Source organism: Rhizobium sp. 62_C5_N11_2 (genome assembly GCF_051811185.1).
GTDB classification, from domain to species: domain Bacteria; phylum Pseudomonadota; class Alphaproteobacteria; order Rhizobiales; family Rhizobiaceae; genus Rhizobium; species Rhizobium leguminosarum.
Map to the genome: position 1 here is coordinate 4,479,949 of NZ_JBPWPW010000001.1, position 15,052 is coordinate 4,495,000.

Below are 15,052 nucleotides of genomic sequence, written 5' to 3' on the forward strand. Positions count from 1 at the left end.
CGTCAGCGTCCTCCATCAAAACCAAAGAGACCAAGCGATGTGCCGTGGCCGCGCGGGCTGTTCGGACGGGCCCTGTTCTGCCAGTCCGGTGCCGCGGCGTCGTCGCTATCCGCGATTACAGCCCTGTCCGAGAAATAGATCTGCTCTGCAATGCCGATCGTATCGGCTGCAATGAGTGCGTCTTCGTTCCATCCCTTGGCGGCAAGCTTGCGGACACGGAAATTCTGGCCCTCGAGACCGGCCAGCATATTCACGCCCAGGAGGATTGCCGCTCCCGCCGGCCCGAGGCCCGGTTCGTCCATCAGCGCACCACCAATCCCCTGCAGCAGAAAGGCGGCGGCGGCGTGCAGCCAAAGCCGATGCGCCAGCAGCCAAGCCCATGGAAACAGGAAGCCGAGCAGCGTGAAGCCGTCGCGGATGGTTCGCGTCTCGTCGGCCGTGGCGCTCGTGCTGCCGGGCGGTGTCAGGAAGATATAGCTGGATGTCATTGTCGCCGCTCCCTCTAAGGGCTCAGACGAGCGTGCCCTTGGTCGAGGGAACACGGCCCGCCTGTCTCGGATCGATCTCTGTCGCCGTGCGCAATGCGCGGGCAACGGCCTTGAAGCATGTCTCGGCAATATGGTGGTTGTTGGCACCATAATGGTTGAGAATATGCAAGGTGATGCCGGCATTCTGGGCGAGCGCATGGAAGAATTCGCGAACGAGTTCGGTGTCGAAAGTGCCGATCTTCGGCGCGCTGAAGGCGACATTCCAGACGAGGAACGGCCGACCGGAAAGATCGACAGCAGCCTTGGTCATCGTCTCGTCCATGGCGAGATCGATCGAGGCGTAGCGGGTGATGCCGCGCCGGTCGCCGAGCGCCTTGGAGATCGCCTGGCCGATGGCGATGCCCGTATCTTCGACCGTATGGTGGTCGTCGATATGCAGGTCGCCCTTGGCATCGATCTCCATGTCGATGAGGGAGTGTCGCGAAAGCTGGTCGAGCATATGGTCGAAGAAGCCAACGCCCGTCGAAATCGTCGATTTGCCGGTGCCGTCGAGATTGACGGAAACGGAAATCGAGGTTTCGTTGGTCCTGCGGGAAACGCTGCCCGTGCGGCTTGCTGCGGTCTCGGCCATATGGCCCTCCATCGGGAATAAGGCCGTTCCTTATCAGGCGCATCGGGAAATATCCAGAAGCCGGGCAAGAGAAAAGCCGGCCCATTTGCAATCTGCCTCGGCCCACTTACATAGGGCTCAACAAGGCCGGTGTACGGCTTAGATCCGGATGATCTCAGGCTCTTCGGCCTAAGATCTGAATCCGGATCTAAATTGAAGAAATAGAGCATGATGTCGTCCGAAAACCGCTTCACACTTTTCGGCATCATGCTCTAGCGTAACGGCCCGCGTCATGGGCGGACAGGTGTTTTATGACAACAATCATTACAGTTCGAAAAGGCGGCAAGGTAGTGATGGCGGGCGACGGCCAGGTGAGCCTCGGCCAGACCGTCATGAAGGGCAATGCCCGCAAGGTGCGCCGTATCGGCAAGGGCGAAGTCGTCGCCGGTTTCGCCGGCGCCACTGCCGATGCCTTTACACTGCTCGAAAGGCTCGAAAAGAAGCTTGAGCAATATCCCGGTCAATTGATGCGTGCCGCCGTCGAGCTCGCCAAGGACTGGCGCACCGACAAATACCTGCGTAATCTCGAAGCCATGATGCTCGTCGCCGACAAGTCGATCACGCTGGCGATCACCGGCAACGGCGACGTCCTGGAGCCTGAGCATGGCACGACGGCGATCGGTTCGGGCGGCAATTTTGCCTTGGCCGCCGCCCGTGCGCTTATGGATACTGACAAATCGGCCGAAGAGATTGCTCGCCGCGCCCTCGATATCGCAGCCGACATCTGCGTCTACACGAACCACAATATCGTGGTGGAATCCTTGGATGTTGAAGGCTGAACCCCATGCCTTCCGGCCGCTTGGCCTAGACGAACAGGCCTTCGAGGACTTGGCGAAACAACGACGAATTACGGCCGGGCGCTGCTAATGGCCCTGGACCGCCAGGAGAATAACACCCAATGACGACCTTTTCCCCCCGCGAGATCGTTTCCGAACTCGACCGCTACATCATCGGCCAGCATGATGCCAAACGCGCCGTCGCAATTGCGCTGCGCAACCGCTGGCGCCGCCAGCAGCTCGACCCGAGCCTGCGCGATGAAGTCATGCCGAAGAACATCCTGATGATCGGCCCGACCGGTGTCGGCAAGACCGAGATCTCCCGCCGCCTGGCAAAACTTGCCGGAGCACCCTTCATCAAGGTGGAAGCCACCAAGTTCACCGAAGTCGGCTATGTTGGCCGCGATGTTGAGCAGATCATCCGCGATCTGGTCGAGGTCGGCATCGGTCTGGTGCGCGAGAAGAAGCGGGCCGAGGTGCAGGCCAAGGCGCATGTGAGCGCCGAGGAGCGTGTTCTCGATGCGCTGGTCGGCACCACCGCTTCGCCCGCCACCCGCGAAAACTTCCGCAAGAAGCTGAGAGATGGCGAGCTCGACGACAAGGAAATCGATATCGAGGTGGCCGATGCCGGTTCCGGCATGGGTGGCTTTGAAATTCCTGGCATGCCGGGCGCCAATATCGGCGTGCTGAACCTGTCGGAAATGTTCGGCAAGGCGATGGGCGGCCGCACCAAGAAGGTCCGCACCACAGTCAAGGCCTCCTACAGCGACCTGATCCGCGACGAATCCGACAAGTTGATCGACAACGAAGTGATCCAGCGCGAAGCCGTTCGCTCCACCGAGAATGACGGCATCGTCTTCCTCGACGAAATCGACAAGATCGCCGCCCGCGACGGTGGCATGGGCGCCGGCGTTTCGCGCGAAGGCGTCCAGCGCGACCTCTTGCCGCTCGTTGAAGGCACGACGGTTTCGACCAAGTACGGACCGGTGAAGACAGACCACATCCTCTTCATCGCCTCCGGCGCCTTCCATGTCTCCAAGCCCTCGGATCTTTTGCCGGAGCTGCAAGGCCGCCTGCCGATCCGTGTCGAATTGCGTCCGCTGAACAAGGATGATTTCCGTCGAATCCTGACCGAGACGGAAGCGAGCCTTATCCGTCAGTACCGCGCACTGATGGAAACCGAAAGCCTGAGCCTCGAATTCACCGACGACGCGATCGACGCGCTTGCCGATGTCGCCGTGCATCTTAACTCTTCCGTCGAAAACATCGGCGCACGCCGTCTGCAGACGGTCATGGAGCGGGTGCTCGACGATATTTCCTATAACGCGCCGGATCGGGGCGGGACGGCCGTGACGATCGATGCCGCCTATGTGCGCGAGCATGTCGGCGATCTCGCACAGAACACGGATTTGTCGCGCTTCATTCTGTGATATCGGCGCACCGGTTCATGTCTTTCCCGGTATGAATGCCGGATTGTGACGAACTCGACTCTCGACAGCGGGCCTTTTACTTTCTAGTGAAGGCCCGTCTTGTTTTCTGCTCCGGCTTTATTCGGCCAAGATTCTGGTCCAGGCAGCCGCATCGCAAACAGGACGATGGAACGGACGGGATAACGGATCGTGCGACGCCTTTTGACAAGCCTTATGATTGCCGTTGCCCTGGTGAATTCGGCGCCTGCCTTCGCGATGCAGACGGTGCCGGCGGGCAATCGTCACGCTGAGCAGCCCGATATTCCGGGCGCTTCCATCAGGCGCACCAAGGGCACCAAGAGCAGCTTCGATCTGAAATACGAAAAGGTTCATGAACTTCTGGCGACCGATCGCGAGTTGATGGGCAAGATCCGGAAGATCTCCAGCGCCTACGGCATCAATCCCATCCATGTCGTCGGCGCGATCGTCGGCGAGCACACCTATAATGTCGACGCCTATGACCGGCTGCAGGCCTATTATGTCAAGGCGGCCTCCTATGCCGGAGAAAGCTTCCGCTTCGCCTATGACGGCGAAAGCGTCGACGAATTCGTGGCGCGGCCGCAATTTTCCGAATGCAAGGGCAAGAGCGATTCCTACACGCTCTGGTCCTGCCGCGAAGATGTGTGGGAAAGCGATTTCCGCGGCAAGACGGTAGGCGGCAAGAGTTTCCCCAACAACCGCTTCAGCGCGGTCTTCTTCCAGCCTTTCTACGCCGGCCAGACCTTCGGCCTCGGCCAGGTCAATCCGCTGACGGCACTGATGCTCTCCGATCTCGTGACCCGCGTGTCGGGTTATCCGAAGCTGAATGAGAAGGATGCCGGCGCCGTCTACAAGGCAATCATGGATCCCGATATCTCGCTCGCCTTCGTCGCGGCTTCGATCCGCAGGTCGATCGACGACTACAAGGAGATCGCCGGCATGGATATCTCGGGCAATCCCGGCCTGACGGCGACGCTTTATAATGTCGGCAATTCGCGCCAGCGCGCCGCAGCACTTGCTGCGAAGAACCGGGGCGCCGGTACGACCGTCTGGCCGGAAGAGAATTATTACGGCTGGCTGATCAACGACAAGCTGGACGAACTTAAGGGCCTGCCCTAGCTTCAAGCTTGCCGGGAAGCTTAGATCTTCCCCGAAAGGCTTTTACGATGGACATGCGTCCGGACCCCTTCGTTCCGCCAGCACCGCTGCCGCGTACCGTGCCGCCGAGCCGGCTGGAAATCATTCGCATCATCCTGCGCAATCCGCTCGAACTCTGGGGCGAGCCGTCCTACACGCTTCCCTGGATCCGTACCAATTTCTTCGGGCAGCGGACGCTGATCGTCAACGATCCCGGCCTTATCAAACATGTGCTGGTCGACAATGCCAATAATTACCGCATGTCGGATGTGCGCCAACTCGTCCTGCGTCCGATCCTCCGCGACGGCCTTCTGACCGCCGAAGGTTCGGTCTGGAAAAGATCGCGCAAGGCGGTGGCGCCTGTCTTCACGCCTCGCCACGCCCAAGGCTTCGCCGGGCAGATGCTGCGCCAGTCCGAAGACTATGTCCGTAAATATGAGAGTGCAGACGAGGCAGGCGCAATTTTCGATATCAGCACCGACATGACCGAGCTGACCTTCGCGATTCTCGCCGATACGTTGTTCTCCGGTGAAATCGTCACCTCGAGCGGCCATTTCGCCGACGATGTCAATGAACTCCTGCATCGCATGGGCCGCGTCGATCCGATGGATCTGATGCGCGCTCCGTCTTGGGTTCCACGTGTGACACGCATCGGCGGTCAGAAAGTGCTGGAGAAATTCCGCGCCATCGTGCGCAACACGATGGATATGCGGCTCGCAAAGATGAAGGCGAATCGCAGCACCGCGCCCGAGGATTTCCTGACCCTGCTCCTGGAACAGGCCGGCCCTGAGGGGCTGACGAAGGAGGAGATCGAAGACAATATTCTGACCTTCATCGGCGCCGGGCATGAGACCACAGCCCGGGCATTGGCCTGGACGCTGTATTGCGTATCAAACAGCCCGCATATCCGCGAAGCGATGGAAGAAGAAATCGACGCGGTGCTCGCCACCGGGGCTGAACCCGTGGAATGGCTGGATATGATGCCGCAGACGCGCGCCGCCTTTGAGGAGGCTTTGCGCCTCTATCCGCCGGCGCCATCCATCAATCGCGCCGCCATATCGAATGATTCCTGGACAAGCCCCAAGGGCGAGCGGGTCGAGATCGAGGCCGGTGTCACGGTGCTGATCATGCCCTGGACGTTGCATCGCCACGAACTTCATTGGGACAGGCCACGTGCCTATATGCCCGAACGCTTCCTGCCGGAAAATCGCGGCTCGATCGGCCGTTTCCAGTTCCTGCCTTTCGGCGCCGGTCCGCGTGTCTGCATCGGTGCAACATTTGCACTTCAGGAGGCGGTGATCGCCCTTGCCGTCCTGATGCATCGCTATCGTTTCGATTCCACCGATCAGACCAACCCCTGGCCGGTGCAGAAGCTGACGACGCAGCCGCAGAATGGCCTGCCGATGCGCGTGACACCGCGCATAATTTCCACGAAGGCATAAATCTTTCGAATTATTGCAGAATTGACTGTGAATGAAAGCCGGGCAAAGTGGCAGCATTCAAAGTCGTTGCCAGGGAGAATGTCGCATGAGCCGCGTTGATAAGAACGGTCTTGCCATCGAAACCGTCCTTCATGATTTCCTCGTCAAGGAGGTGCTGCAGAGTCTGGCGGTCGATGCAGACAAGTTCTTTGCCGATTTTTCGGCGATCGTCCACGATCTCGCCCCGAAAAATCGTGCGCTGCTGGCAAAACGCGACGACCTGCAGGTGAAGATCGACGAGTGGTATCGCCGGCATGGCGCCCCGGCGGATATGGACGACTACCAGTCCTTCCTCCGCGAAATCGGCTATCTCCTGCCGGAAGGCTCGGACTTCCAGGTTTCGACCCAAAATGTCGATCCGGAGATCGCCTCGATCGCCGGCCCGCAGCTCGTCGTTCCCGTCATGAACGCCCGCTATGCTCTGAACGCCGCCAATGCCCGCTGGGGCTCGCTCTACGATGCGCTCTACGGCACGGACGCGATTCCCGAGAGCGACGGCGCCGAGAAGGGCAAGATCTACAATCCGAAACGCGGCGAGAAGGTCATCGCCTGGGTGCGCGATTTCCTCGATACATCAGTGCCGTTGCAGGACTGCCGCTGGAAGGATGTAGGAAGCTTCGCCGTCAAGGATGGAGCGTTGGCCGTCAGATCGATCGATGGCGAGCAGGCAATGCTGACGGACGACAAACATTTTGCCGGCTATCGTGGTGACGCCGCCGCTCCCACGCATATTCTTCTGAAGAACAATGGTATTCACATCGAAATCGTCATCGATGCGACGACGACGATCGGAAAAGCCGATCCGGCCGATATTTCCGATGTCTGGCTGGAGTCGGCAATCACGACAATCATGGACTGCGAGGATTCGATCGCCGCTGTCGATGCCGAGGACAAGGTCGTCGTCTATCGCAACTGGCTCGGTCTGATGAAAGGCGACCTGCAGGAAGAGGTGGCAAAGGGCGGAACAAGCTTCATCCGCAAGCTCAACCCGGATCTGCAATATGCCGGTCCGGACGGCACCTCCTTCGAGGTGCATCGCCGCTCGCTGATGCTGGTGCGCAATGTCGGCCACCTCATGACCAATCCGGCGATCCTCGACCGCTACGGCAACGAAGTGCCTGAAGGCATCATGGATGCTGTGATCACCGGCTTGATCGCGCTTTATGATATTGGCCCGGCCGGCCGGACGAAGAATTCCCGCACCGGCTCCATGTATGTGGTCAAGCCGAAGATGCATGGGCCCGAAGAGGTCGCCTTCGCCGTCGAAATCTTCTCGCGGGTCGAAGATGCGCTTGGCCTGCCGCGCAATGCCATCAAGATGGGCATCATGGATGAGGAACGCCGCACGACCGTCAACCTCAAGGAATGCATCCGCTCTGCCCGCGAGCGCGTCGTCTTCATCAATACCGGCTTCCTCGATCGGACCGGTGACGAGATCCACACCTCGATGGAAGCCGGTCCGATGATTCGCAAGGGCGACATGCGTCAGGCGGCCTGGATTTCCGCTTATGAGAACTGGAACGTCGACATCGGCCTCGAATGCGGTCTTTCCGGCCACGCCCAGATCGGCAAGGGTATGTGGGCGATGCCCGATCTGATGGCAGCGATGCTCGAACAGAAGATCGCCCACCCGAAGGCTGGCGCCAACACCGCCTGGGTGCCGTCGCCGACGGCCGCAACCCTGCATGCCACCCATTATCACCGGGTCAATGTCGCCCGTGTTCAACAGGGACTGAAGGACCGCGCTCGCGCCAAGCTCTCCGACATTCTCTCCGTGCCGGTTGCGGTGCGGCCGAACTGGACGCCGGAGGAAATCCAGCGCGAGCTCGATAACAATGCCCAAGGCATCCTTGGCTACGTCGTGCGCTGGGTCGATCAGGGTGTCGGCTGCTCGAAGGTGCCCGACATCAGCAATGTCGGCCTGATGGAAGATCGCGCGACGCTGCGCATTTCGGCCCAACACATGGCGAACTGGTTGCATCACAAGGTCGTCACCGAAGCTCAGATCGTCGAGACCATGAAACGCATGGCCGCCGTCGTCGACGGGCAGAATGCGTCGGATATCGCCTATCAGCCGATGGCCGGCAATTTCGACGATTCGATTGCCTTCCAGGCCGCCCTCGATCTCGTCCTGAAGGGTAGGGAACAGCCGAACGGTTACACCGAGCCGGTGCTTCACCGCCGTCGCCTCGAGCTCAAGGCGAAACAGGCCGCCTGATGGCGTGAGGGAGGATGCGAAAAGGCCGCCGGTACGACAGTCCGGCGGCCTTTTTTATACCGAATTCGGCAATTAGCTTACTGGATGACGACGACCTTGGACGTGCCCTTGCCGGGACGGACGCGGCTGTACAGGTCGATGACATCCTGGTTCATCAGGCGAATGCAGCCCGAGGAAGCGGCGGTGCCAATCGAGGCCCATTCCGGCGTGCCGTGCAGGCGGAAGAGCGTGTCCTTGCCGTCTTCGTTGAAGAGATACATGGCGCGTGCGCCGAGAGGATTGGTGAGGCCCGGGCCCATGCCGTCTTCGACGTACTTGGCGAGATCAGGCCGGCGGACGGCCATCTCCTTTGGCGGGTGCCAGTTCGGCCATTCCTGCTTCCAGGCGACGTAGGCGGTGCCGGCCCATGCGAAGCCCTGCTTGCCGACGCCGATGCCGTAGCGCATCGCCTTGCCGTTGGCCAGGATGTAATAGAGGAAGCGCTCGCGCGTGTTGACAATAATCGTACCGGGGCGCTCGGTGGTCTCGTAGCTGACGACCTGGCGGCGGAACTGCGGCTTGACCCTATCAATCGGGATCGCCGGCAGGGAGTATCCGGCATCCTTCGTCACGCCGTAGGCGTCATTGAAGATCTGTGCTGTCTGCACCGTTGGGCCTGCGCCCTTGTCGTCGACGGATGCGCTGTCTGATGTCGTGGAGCAACCGGCCAGAGCGAGCGTCGCCAGCAGGCCAAATACAGGGAATGCATTGCAGATGCGCATGGATGACTCTTGAAGTTTTGGGGCAAGGAGAACGGTCTTTCGACCATCGTTGATTATGGTTTATTTTCGATTAACTTGCGCTTTGCAAGGCTACTGCAGCGCGACAAATCCGTCTGCCGCGCAAATTAGAAGCGCATGGTTTTTTTGCAACAACACGCCAGCCCCTCTGATGGTTATCCATGACGATTTTGAGCGTTTACAATAACAATCCGTTAATCGATGGCCGGCAATCGGACAGGGCCATGATGGTACGGCGCGGAACGCAGATGTTGCTGCATGAAATGCGCCACGCCGTGCTGCCCGAACTGCCGCTAGCCAGCGGCCGCCGCGCCGATCTGATCACTCTTTCGGACAAGGGCGAGGTCTGGATCATCGAAATCAAGACGTCGATCGAGGATTTCAGGGTGGATCGCAAATGGCCGGAATATAGGCTGCATTGCGACCGTCTATTCTTTGCGACTCACAAGGATGTGCCGCTGGAGATCTTTCCCGAGGAATGCGGACTGTTCCTGTCGGATGGTTATGGCGCCCATATGATTCGCGAGGCGCCGGAACACCGCATGGCGCCGGCCACGCGCAAATCCGTCACGCTCAACTTCTCGCGTGCCGCCGCCCAAAGGCTGATGATGGCCGAATGGGCGAGCGGAAAACCGTTCACTGTGGACGACGTCTGATTATAAGCGCGCGAGGTGTTCGTCTATTTCGGCGCGCGTTTGGCAAGGATACGCTGCAGCGTCCGCCGGTGCATGTTGAGCCGGCGCGCCGTTTCGGAAACATTGCGCTCGCACATTTCATAGACCCGCTGGATGTGTTCCCAGCGCACGCGGTCGGCCGACATCGGATTTTCGGGAAGCTCAGCCTTTTCGCCCGGCCGCTGTGTCAGCGCCGAAAACACGTCGTCGGCATCTGCAGGCTTTGCAAGATAATCGACGGCGCCGAGCTTCACGGCCGTTACCGCCGTTGCGATATTGCCGTAGCCGGTCAGCACGATGATCCTGGTGTCGTCGCGCCGCTGACGGATCGCCTCGATGACGTCGAGCCCATTGCCGTCGCCGAGCCGAAGGTCGACCACCGCATATTTCGGCGGCCTGCCTTTCGATTTCGCAACGCCCTCCGCCACTGATTCGGCCGTCTCCACCTGGAAGCCGCGCGTCTCCATCGCCCGTGCCAGGCGGCGCAGGAACGGCCCGTCGTCGTCGACGATCAGCAGGCTGGCGTCGGGACCGATATGATCCTCGTCCGACGCGGCGAAATTGTCATGATTCTGTTCTGTCATCGTCTCGGTCCCGGCGGTTGAGCGCCCGATCTGCGTCAACCGCTATATCCTGTTTATGCCGACAAAGTCATTTTGTCGAATTTGCGTCAATCAGCATGCGCGGCCATTCGATTCGGATACGCGCGCCCGCACTTTCCGGATCGCGGTTCTCGAAAACCAGCGATGCGCCGGAGCGCTCCAGCAGCGTCTTGGCGATGAAAAGTCCAAGCCCGAGGCCGCCCGCCGTATCCTCCTTCTGCCGCTTGGTCACATAGGGTTCGCCGATCCGCGTCAGAATGTCAGGCGCATAACCGTTGCCATCGTCCTCGATGACGATCAGCACTTTGTCGTGATCGTGCTCGACAGTAACGATCACTTTCTCCCGCGCATAATCGACGGCGTTTTCGATCAGGTTGCCGAGCCCGTACATGATGCCGGCATTGCGGTCGGTGACCGGCTCACCCTTGCGCGGGCTCTTTTCGATGAGCTCGAGAGCGATACCGAATTCCCGGTGCGGGGCGACGATCTCCTCGATCATCGACGAAAGCGGCAGGCGGCGCATATGCGCCTCGCCTTCGGAGGAAAGCGTCGTCAGCCGCCGCAGGATGTCACGGCAGCGTTCGCTCTGGCTGCGCAGCAGCATCACGTCCTCGCGGAAACGATCGTCATCCTTGAGTTCGCGCTCCATTTCCTTGGCGACGACGCTGATCGTTGCAAGCGGCGTACCGAGCTCATGGGCGGCCGCAGCCGCCAGGCCGTCGAGCTGCGACAGATGCTTTTCCCGCTGCAGCACCAGTTCGGTCGCAGCCAGCGCATCGGCAAGCTGGCTCGCTTCCATCGAGACCCGATAGGCATAGAAGGCGGCGAATGCCATCGTCGAGGCGATCGAGCACCAGACACCGAACTGCATGACGTTGTGCACGTTGATCTCGACCCCGTCGAACCAGGGCAGGGGAAAGGGCGAAAAGGCAAGCACCGTGATGCAGACCATCGCAAAGCCGATCAGCGCGGTGCTGTATCGGATCGGCTGCGAAGCAAAGGAGATGATGACGGGCACGCAGACGAGTGCCGCGAAAGGATTGGCAAGGCCACCGGTGATGAAGAGCAGAGCGCAGAGCTGCAAGAGATCGAAGCCGAGCAGCGCAAAGGCGGCTGGAGGTTCCAGCCGATGGGTCGGTGGATAGCGGATCGTCAGGTAGAAATTCACCCAGGCAAGGGCGGCGATCAACGAAGAGCTGGCAATCAGCGGCAGAGGAAATTTCAGCCAGAAGGCAACGATGAAAACCGTCAGCGCCTGTCCGCCGACGGCAAGCCAGCGCAGCCGCACCAATGTCTGCAGACGCAGCCTGCGGCTGTTGTGCCGGTCCTCCAGCGTATAGCCTTCCGTGTTGTCGATCATGCTAGGCTTGTCGATCATGCCGGGGGCTCCTTGAATGGCCCTCATGTACCACGCGGTTTTGCCCGTGTCGTCGGCAACGCATCCTCCGGCCGCTCCGGCCAGGGATGCCGGGGATAGCGGCCGCGCATATCAGCCCGCACATCCTTCCACGAGCCGGCCCAGAAGCCCGGCAGGTCGCGTGTCGTCTGGATCGGCCGGTGCGCCGGCGAGGTGAGCTCGAGCAGCAGCGGCAGGCGGCCACCGGCAATGGCTGGATGCTGCTTCAGTCCAAACAGCTCCTGTACGCGGATCGTCAGCACCGGCTCCTCACCCTCATACTGGATCGGATGCCTTTGGCCGGTCGGCGCTTCGAAATGCGTTGGCGCAAGCCGGCTAAGGTCGCGCTGCAATTCGTGCGGTACCAGCGCTATCAGCCCGTTCGAAAGGCCGGCTGCGGAAATCTCGGAAAGGCCGCGGGCCTCGGTCTGAAAGGGTGCGAACCACTCGTCCAGCCGGGAAAGCAGGGCGCCGTCGCTGACATCGGGCCAGGGCTCGCCGATCGTCCGATGAAGGAATCCGATCCGCTCGCGAAGCTGCACGGCCTCTTTCGAGAAGGCAAGCTGATCGAGCCCCAGCTCGCGCACTCCCTCCACCAGTGCCTGGGTGACTGCTGCCCCGGAAGGTCGTGGCAACGGCGTCTCTTCGAAGACGATCGCGCCGAGTCGGGTTGCCCGCCGCGCTCTGACTTGCCGGCTCTGTCGGTCGAAGAATATCTGGTCTCCGGTTTTGATTTCGCCGGGCAACTCTGCTTCAATGTCGCCGCGTGTCACCTCGGCAGCTGCCAGAATCCGCGCCTGGGCTGCCCGTCCGGTCAGGTCGGCAATCACCAGCATCTGGCTGCCGGCCAGCCTCTCGGTTTCCGGTAGCTCCGCTCCACGCCCGTTCGCCATTACGAATCGGCCGCGCCCGCCGCGCTGAAGTGCGATTCGATCTGGGAACGCATGCAGCAGCAGCTGGCCTGCAAGCGCCGGCGCCGTTGAGGCAACGCTGTCGAGACCGCTTGCCAGCCGTCCTGCCAGCCGCCTTGAAGCCTCCGCTCTCTCGCCCCGCTCGGCCTTGAAGCGTCGCAGCCGCTCCTCGATATCGATACTCGTTCCGCCAAGCCCCTGCTCGGTGAGAAGCACGGCGATCATCGCCGCATCCCGTGCGTGTCCCGCTTCTCCGGCCGAGACGACCATGGCGGCAAGCCGCGGCGGCAAAGCCAGATCGCGCATGACCTTGCCCCGCGCTGTCAGCGCTCCGTCCTTGTCGAGCGCTCCGAGCTGGCCAAGCAGAACCCGCGCCTCCCTCAGCGTCGTTTCCGGCGGCTGATCGACGAAGGCAAGCGATGCAGGATCTTGGACGCCCCAATGCGCGAGGTCGAGCACCAGCCCCGAGAGATCGCTGGAAAGGATCTGCGGCGGTGTGAAGGCCGGCAATGCCGCCGTCTGTCCCTGGTGCCACAGCCTGACCGCGATGCCAGGCTCCGTTCGTCCGGCACGACCCGCCCGCTGATCGGCGGAAGCCCGCGACACGCGCACCGTCTCCAGCCGCGTGATTCCGGTCGACGCCTCGAACACCGGCAGACGCTGCGAGCCGCTGTCGATCACGATCCTGACGCCGTCGATGGTGATCGATGTTTCGGCGATAGACGTTGCAAGCACGATCTTGCGTGTCCCCTGGGATGCCGGCCGGATCGCCGCATCCTGCTCCTTCTGGCTGAGATTGCCGTAGAGCGGCGCAATCAGCGTCTCGGCTCCGAATCGTCCCTGCAGGCGTTCTACGGTTCGCGTGATTTCCGCCTGGCCGGGCAGGAAGGCAAGGATCGAGCCGGCCTCATTGGCATGCGCATCGAGTATTGCCCGCGTGACCGCATCCTCGATGCGCTCGCCGCCCGGCCGATCCTGGTAACGGACATCGATCGGAAAGCTGCGCCCGAGGCTTTCGATCACCGGTGGGTGGTCGAGCAGGGCAGCCACGCGTTCGACGTCGAGGGTCGCCGACATCACGAGGATACGCAGATCGTCGCGCAGCGCCGACTGGACGTCGAGCGCCAGTGCGAGTCCGAAGTCTGCGTCCAGCGAACGCTCGTGGAACTCGTCGAAGATGACAACCGAGACACCGGTCAGTTCCGGATCGTCGAGGATCATCCGGGCAAAAACCCCTTCGGTCACCACCTCGATCCGTGTCGCTGCCGATATCCTGTTGTCGAGGCGCATGCGGTAGCCGACCGTCTCGCCGACCTGTTCGCCGATCAGCGATGCCATCCGGCCTGCCGCCGCCCGCGCCGCCAGCCGACGTGGCTCCAGCAGGATGATCTTGCCGTCGCCGCGCCAGGCCTGACCAAGCAGGTGGAGCGGCACCAGCGTCGTCTTGCCGGCGCCGGGCGGGGCGGAAAGAACGGCGCGCATTTGCTCTTCCAGCGCAGCAGCGACGGCCGGCAGGACATGTGAAACCGGAAGTTCCGGCAAGGATGCACTGATTGTCACTTTCGGCCCGTCACTGTCTCATAGGCAAGAATGGCGCCGGCGAGATCCTCCAAAGCCGCGCCGACCGACTTGAACAGCGTGATCTCCGCGTCATGGCTTCGTCCGCCATGGACACCGCTGACGAGTTCCGCAAGCTCAGCCCTGATGTCGCCTTCCTTCAGCACGCCACTTTTCAGCGGCTGGACGATGTCGCCTGCCTCGCTGATGGCGCCGGCGCGGGTATCGACATAGACCGAAGCACGACGGATGGCCTCGTCGTCGCTTTCGCGCATGCTCGGCTTGAAGGCGCCGACGAGATCGAGATGGGCGCCGGGCTTCAGCCATTCGCCTGATATCAACGGCTCGTTGGAAAGCGTGGCGCAGGAAATGATGTCCGCTGTCCGCGCTGCGGCTTCAGCATCCGCGACCGCTTCGGCATTCAGCCCGAGCGCCCGTGCTTCGGCTGCGATCTTTTTCGCCGCTTGGCCGTTGCGGCCCCAGACCCGGTACCTCTTGATCGGCCGGGTCGTGCCGTGGGCCAGCATCAGGTTGAGCGACAGCCGCCCGGTTCCGCAGACGAGCAACTCTTCCGCGTCGGGGCGGGCGAGATGACGGGCCGCCAGCGCCGATGCCGCCGCCGTCCGCCGCGCGGTCAACTCGCCGCCGTCGATTGCAGCAAGCATTTCGCCGGTAGTGCCGGAGGAAAGAAGATAGGTTCCGAAGATCGCCGGCAGGCCCCGCCGCACATTGCCTGGAAAGACCGAGACCGTTTTCACCCCGGCATAGCGTCCGGGAACCCAGGCCGGCATTAGCAGCAGTGTGGCGCTTTCCTCATCCGGCACATCCATTTCATGGTGATGGCGCACCGGCATCACGCATTCGCTCTGGAACATGCGGGCGATCGCCTCGATCAATTCCGGCCAGGGCAGGGCC

13 protein-coding genes and 1 pseudogene (1 of these 14 cut by a window edge) are annotated in these 15,052 nt (G+C 61.5%); 7 read left to right on the top strand and 7 right to left on the bottom strand.

Translation table 11 applies throughout. From position 1 onward, the window contains the following. Positions 1 to 2: 2 nt before the first annotated feature. Both AB8B31_RS21915 and hisB read right to left on the bottom strand, forming a co-directional pair. Positions 3 to 488: a DUF2628 domain-containing protein gene (locus tag AB8B31_RS21915; RefSeq protein ID WP_131605760.1), complete on the bottom strand. Its 486-nt coding sequence runs from the start codon at positions 486 to 488 to the stop codon at positions 3 to 5. Positions 489 to 510: 22 nt separating this feature from the next. Beyond that, entirely contained in the window at positions 511 to 1,119 is a 609-nt protein-coding gene (hisB, locus tag AB8B31_RS21920; protein WP_018448434.1) for an imidazoleglycerol-phosphate dehydratase HisB, read from the bottom strand. A 290-nt stretch (positions 1,120 to 1,409) separates the two neighbouring features. On the opposite strand from hisB, the gene hslV reads away from it, so the two are divergent. The 6 genes and pseudogenes from hslV to AB8B31_RS21950 all read left to right on the top strand — a co-directional run bounded on the left by hslV (position 1,410) and on the right by AB8B31_RS21950 (position 8,218). Next, complete coding sequence (gene hslV / locus AB8B31_RS21925) at positions 1,410 to 1,937, top strand: ATP-dependent protease subunit HslV (RefSeq protein ID WP_018244195.1); 528 nt, start codon at positions 1,410 to 1,412, stop codon at positions 1,935 to 1,937. A 30-nt stretch (positions 1,938 to 1,967) separates the two neighbouring features. Next, positions 1,968 to 2,060: pseudogene (locus AB8B31_RS21930) on the top strand (GNAT family N-acetyltransferase); the annotation flags it as partial. After that, positions 2,057 to 3,364: an ATP-dependent protease ATPase subunit HslU gene (gene hslU / locus AB8B31_RS21935; protein WP_011649875.1), complete on the top strand. Its 1,308-nt coding sequence runs from the start codon at positions 2,057 to 2,059 to the stop codon at positions 3,362 to 3,364. The pseudogene AB8B31_RS21930 and the gene hslU, both read left to right, overlap by 4 nt. 189 nt (positions 3,365 to 3,553) lie before the next feature. Continuing rightward, complete coding sequence (locus tag AB8B31_RS21940; protein ID WP_131605761.1) at positions 3,554 to 4,501, top strand: DUF1402 family protein; 948 nt, start codon at positions 3,554 to 3,556, stop codon at positions 4,499 to 4,501. 47 nt (positions 4,502 to 4,548) lie between these two features. Continuing rightward, the gene (locus tag AB8B31_RS21945) at positions 4,549 to 5,961 is read left to right on the top strand and encodes a cytochrome P450 (protein ID WP_112905611.1); all 1,413 of its coding nucleotides are present in this window, start codon (positions 4,549 to 4,551) and stop codon (positions 5,959 to 5,961) included. Between the two features lie 85 nt (positions 5,962 to 6,046). Continuing rightward, entirely contained in the window at positions 6,047 to 8,218 is a 2,172-nt protein-coding gene (locus AB8B31_RS21950) for a malate synthase G (protein WP_131605762.1), read from the top strand. Between the two features lie 77 nt (positions 8,219 to 8,295). On the opposite strand, the gene AB8B31_RS21955 is transcribed toward AB8B31_RS21950, so the two are convergent. Continuing rightward, on the bottom strand, positions 8,296 to 8,979 hold the full coding sequence (locus AB8B31_RS21955) for a L,D-transpeptidase (RefSeq protein ID WP_018244199.1): 684 nt from the start codon (positions 8,977 to 8,979) through the stop codon (positions 8,296 to 8,298). 179 nt (positions 8,980 to 9,158) lie between these two features. Here AB8B31_RS21955 and AB8B31_RS21960 point away from each other — a divergent pair, with 179 nt between their 5' ends. Further along, a complete protein-coding gene (locus tag AB8B31_RS21960) occupies positions 9,159 to 9,653 on the top strand; it encodes an MmcB family DNA repair protein (RefSeq protein ID WP_131605763.1) in 495 nt (164 codons plus the stop codon). 23 nt (positions 9,654 to 9,676) lie between these two features. Here the strand turns inward: AB8B31_RS21960 and AB8B31_RS21965 are convergent, their stop codons facing one another. From AB8B31_RS21965 to AB8B31_RS21980, 4 genes are all read right to left on the bottom strand, one after another. Beyond that, positions 9,677 to 10,255 (bottom strand): ActR/PrrA/RegA family redox response regulator transcription factor, encoded by a 579-nt coding sequence (locus AB8B31_RS21965; protein ID WP_025396545.1) that lies wholly within the window; start codon positions 10,253 to 10,255, stop codon positions 9,677 to 9,679. 67 nt (positions 10,256 to 10,322) lie between these two features. After that, positions 10,323 to 11,651 (bottom strand): ActS/PrrB/RegB family redox-sensitive histidine kinase, encoded by a 1,329-nt coding sequence (locus tag AB8B31_RS21970; protein WP_018448440.1) that lies wholly within the window; start codon positions 11,649 to 11,651, stop codon positions 10,323 to 10,325. Positions 11,652 to 11,674: 23 nt separating this feature from the next. Beyond that, positions 11,675 to 14,140: an ATP-dependent helicase HrpB gene (gene hrpB / locus AB8B31_RS21975; RefSeq protein WP_131605764.1), complete on the bottom strand. Its 2,466-nt coding sequence runs from the start codon at positions 14,138 to 14,140 to the stop codon at positions 11,675 to 11,677. Beyond that, positions 14,137 to 15,052, bottom strand: the 3' portion of a protein-coding gene (locus AB8B31_RS21980; protein ID WP_028734071.1) for an ornithine cyclodeaminase family protein. Its footprint extends 32 nt past the window's final position; only the last 916 of its 948 coding nucleotides appear in the window; its start codon lies beyond the right edge, outside the window; it ends in the stop codon at positions 14,137 to 14,139. Before AB8B31_RS21980 ends, hrpB begins: the two co-directional genes overlap by 4 nt.

What these genes read in the sequence shown, in the direction of transcription:
- hslV (WP_018244195.1), top strand. Translation starts at nt 1,410, where the DNA reads ATGACAACAATCATTACAGTTCGAAAAGGCGGCAAGGTAGTGATGGCG.
- hisB (WP_018448434.1), bottom strand. Translation starts at nt 1,119, where the DNA reads ATGGCCGAGACCGCAGCAAGCCGCACGGGCAGCGTTTCCCGCAGGACC.
- AB8B31_RS21950 (WP_131605762.1), top strand. Translation starts at nt 6,047, where the DNA reads ATGAGCCGCGTTGATAAGAACGGTCTTGCCATCGAAACCGTCCTTCAT.
- AB8B31_RS21960 (WP_131605763.1), top strand. Translation starts at nt 9,159, where the DNA reads ATGACGATTTTGAGCGTTTACAATAACAATCCGTTAATCGATGGCCGG.
- AB8B31_RS21955 (WP_018244199.1), bottom strand. Translation starts at nt 8,979, where the DNA reads ATGCGCATCTGCAATGCATTCCCTGTATTTGGCCTGCTGGCGACGCTC.
- AB8B31_RS21945 (WP_112905611.1), top strand. Translation starts at nt 4,549, where the DNA reads ATGGACATGCGTCCGGACCCCTTCGTTCCGCCAGCACCGCTGCCGCGT.
- AB8B31_RS21915 (WP_131605760.1), bottom strand. Translation starts at nt 488, where the DNA reads ATGACATCCAGCTATATCTTCCTGACACCGCCCGGCAGCACGAGCGCC.
- AB8B31_RS21965 (WP_025396545.1), bottom strand. Translation starts at nt 10,255, where the DNA reads ATGACAGAACAGAATCATGACAATTTCGCCGCGTCGGACGAGGATCAT.
- hslU (WP_011649875.1), top strand. Translation starts at nt 2,057, where the DNA reads ATGACGACCTTTTCCCCCCGCGAGATCGTTTCCGAACTCGACCGCTAC.
- AB8B31_RS21970 (WP_018448440.1), bottom strand. Translation starts at nt 11,651, where the DNA reads ATGATCGACAAGCCTAGCATGATCGACAACACGGAAGGCTATACGCTG.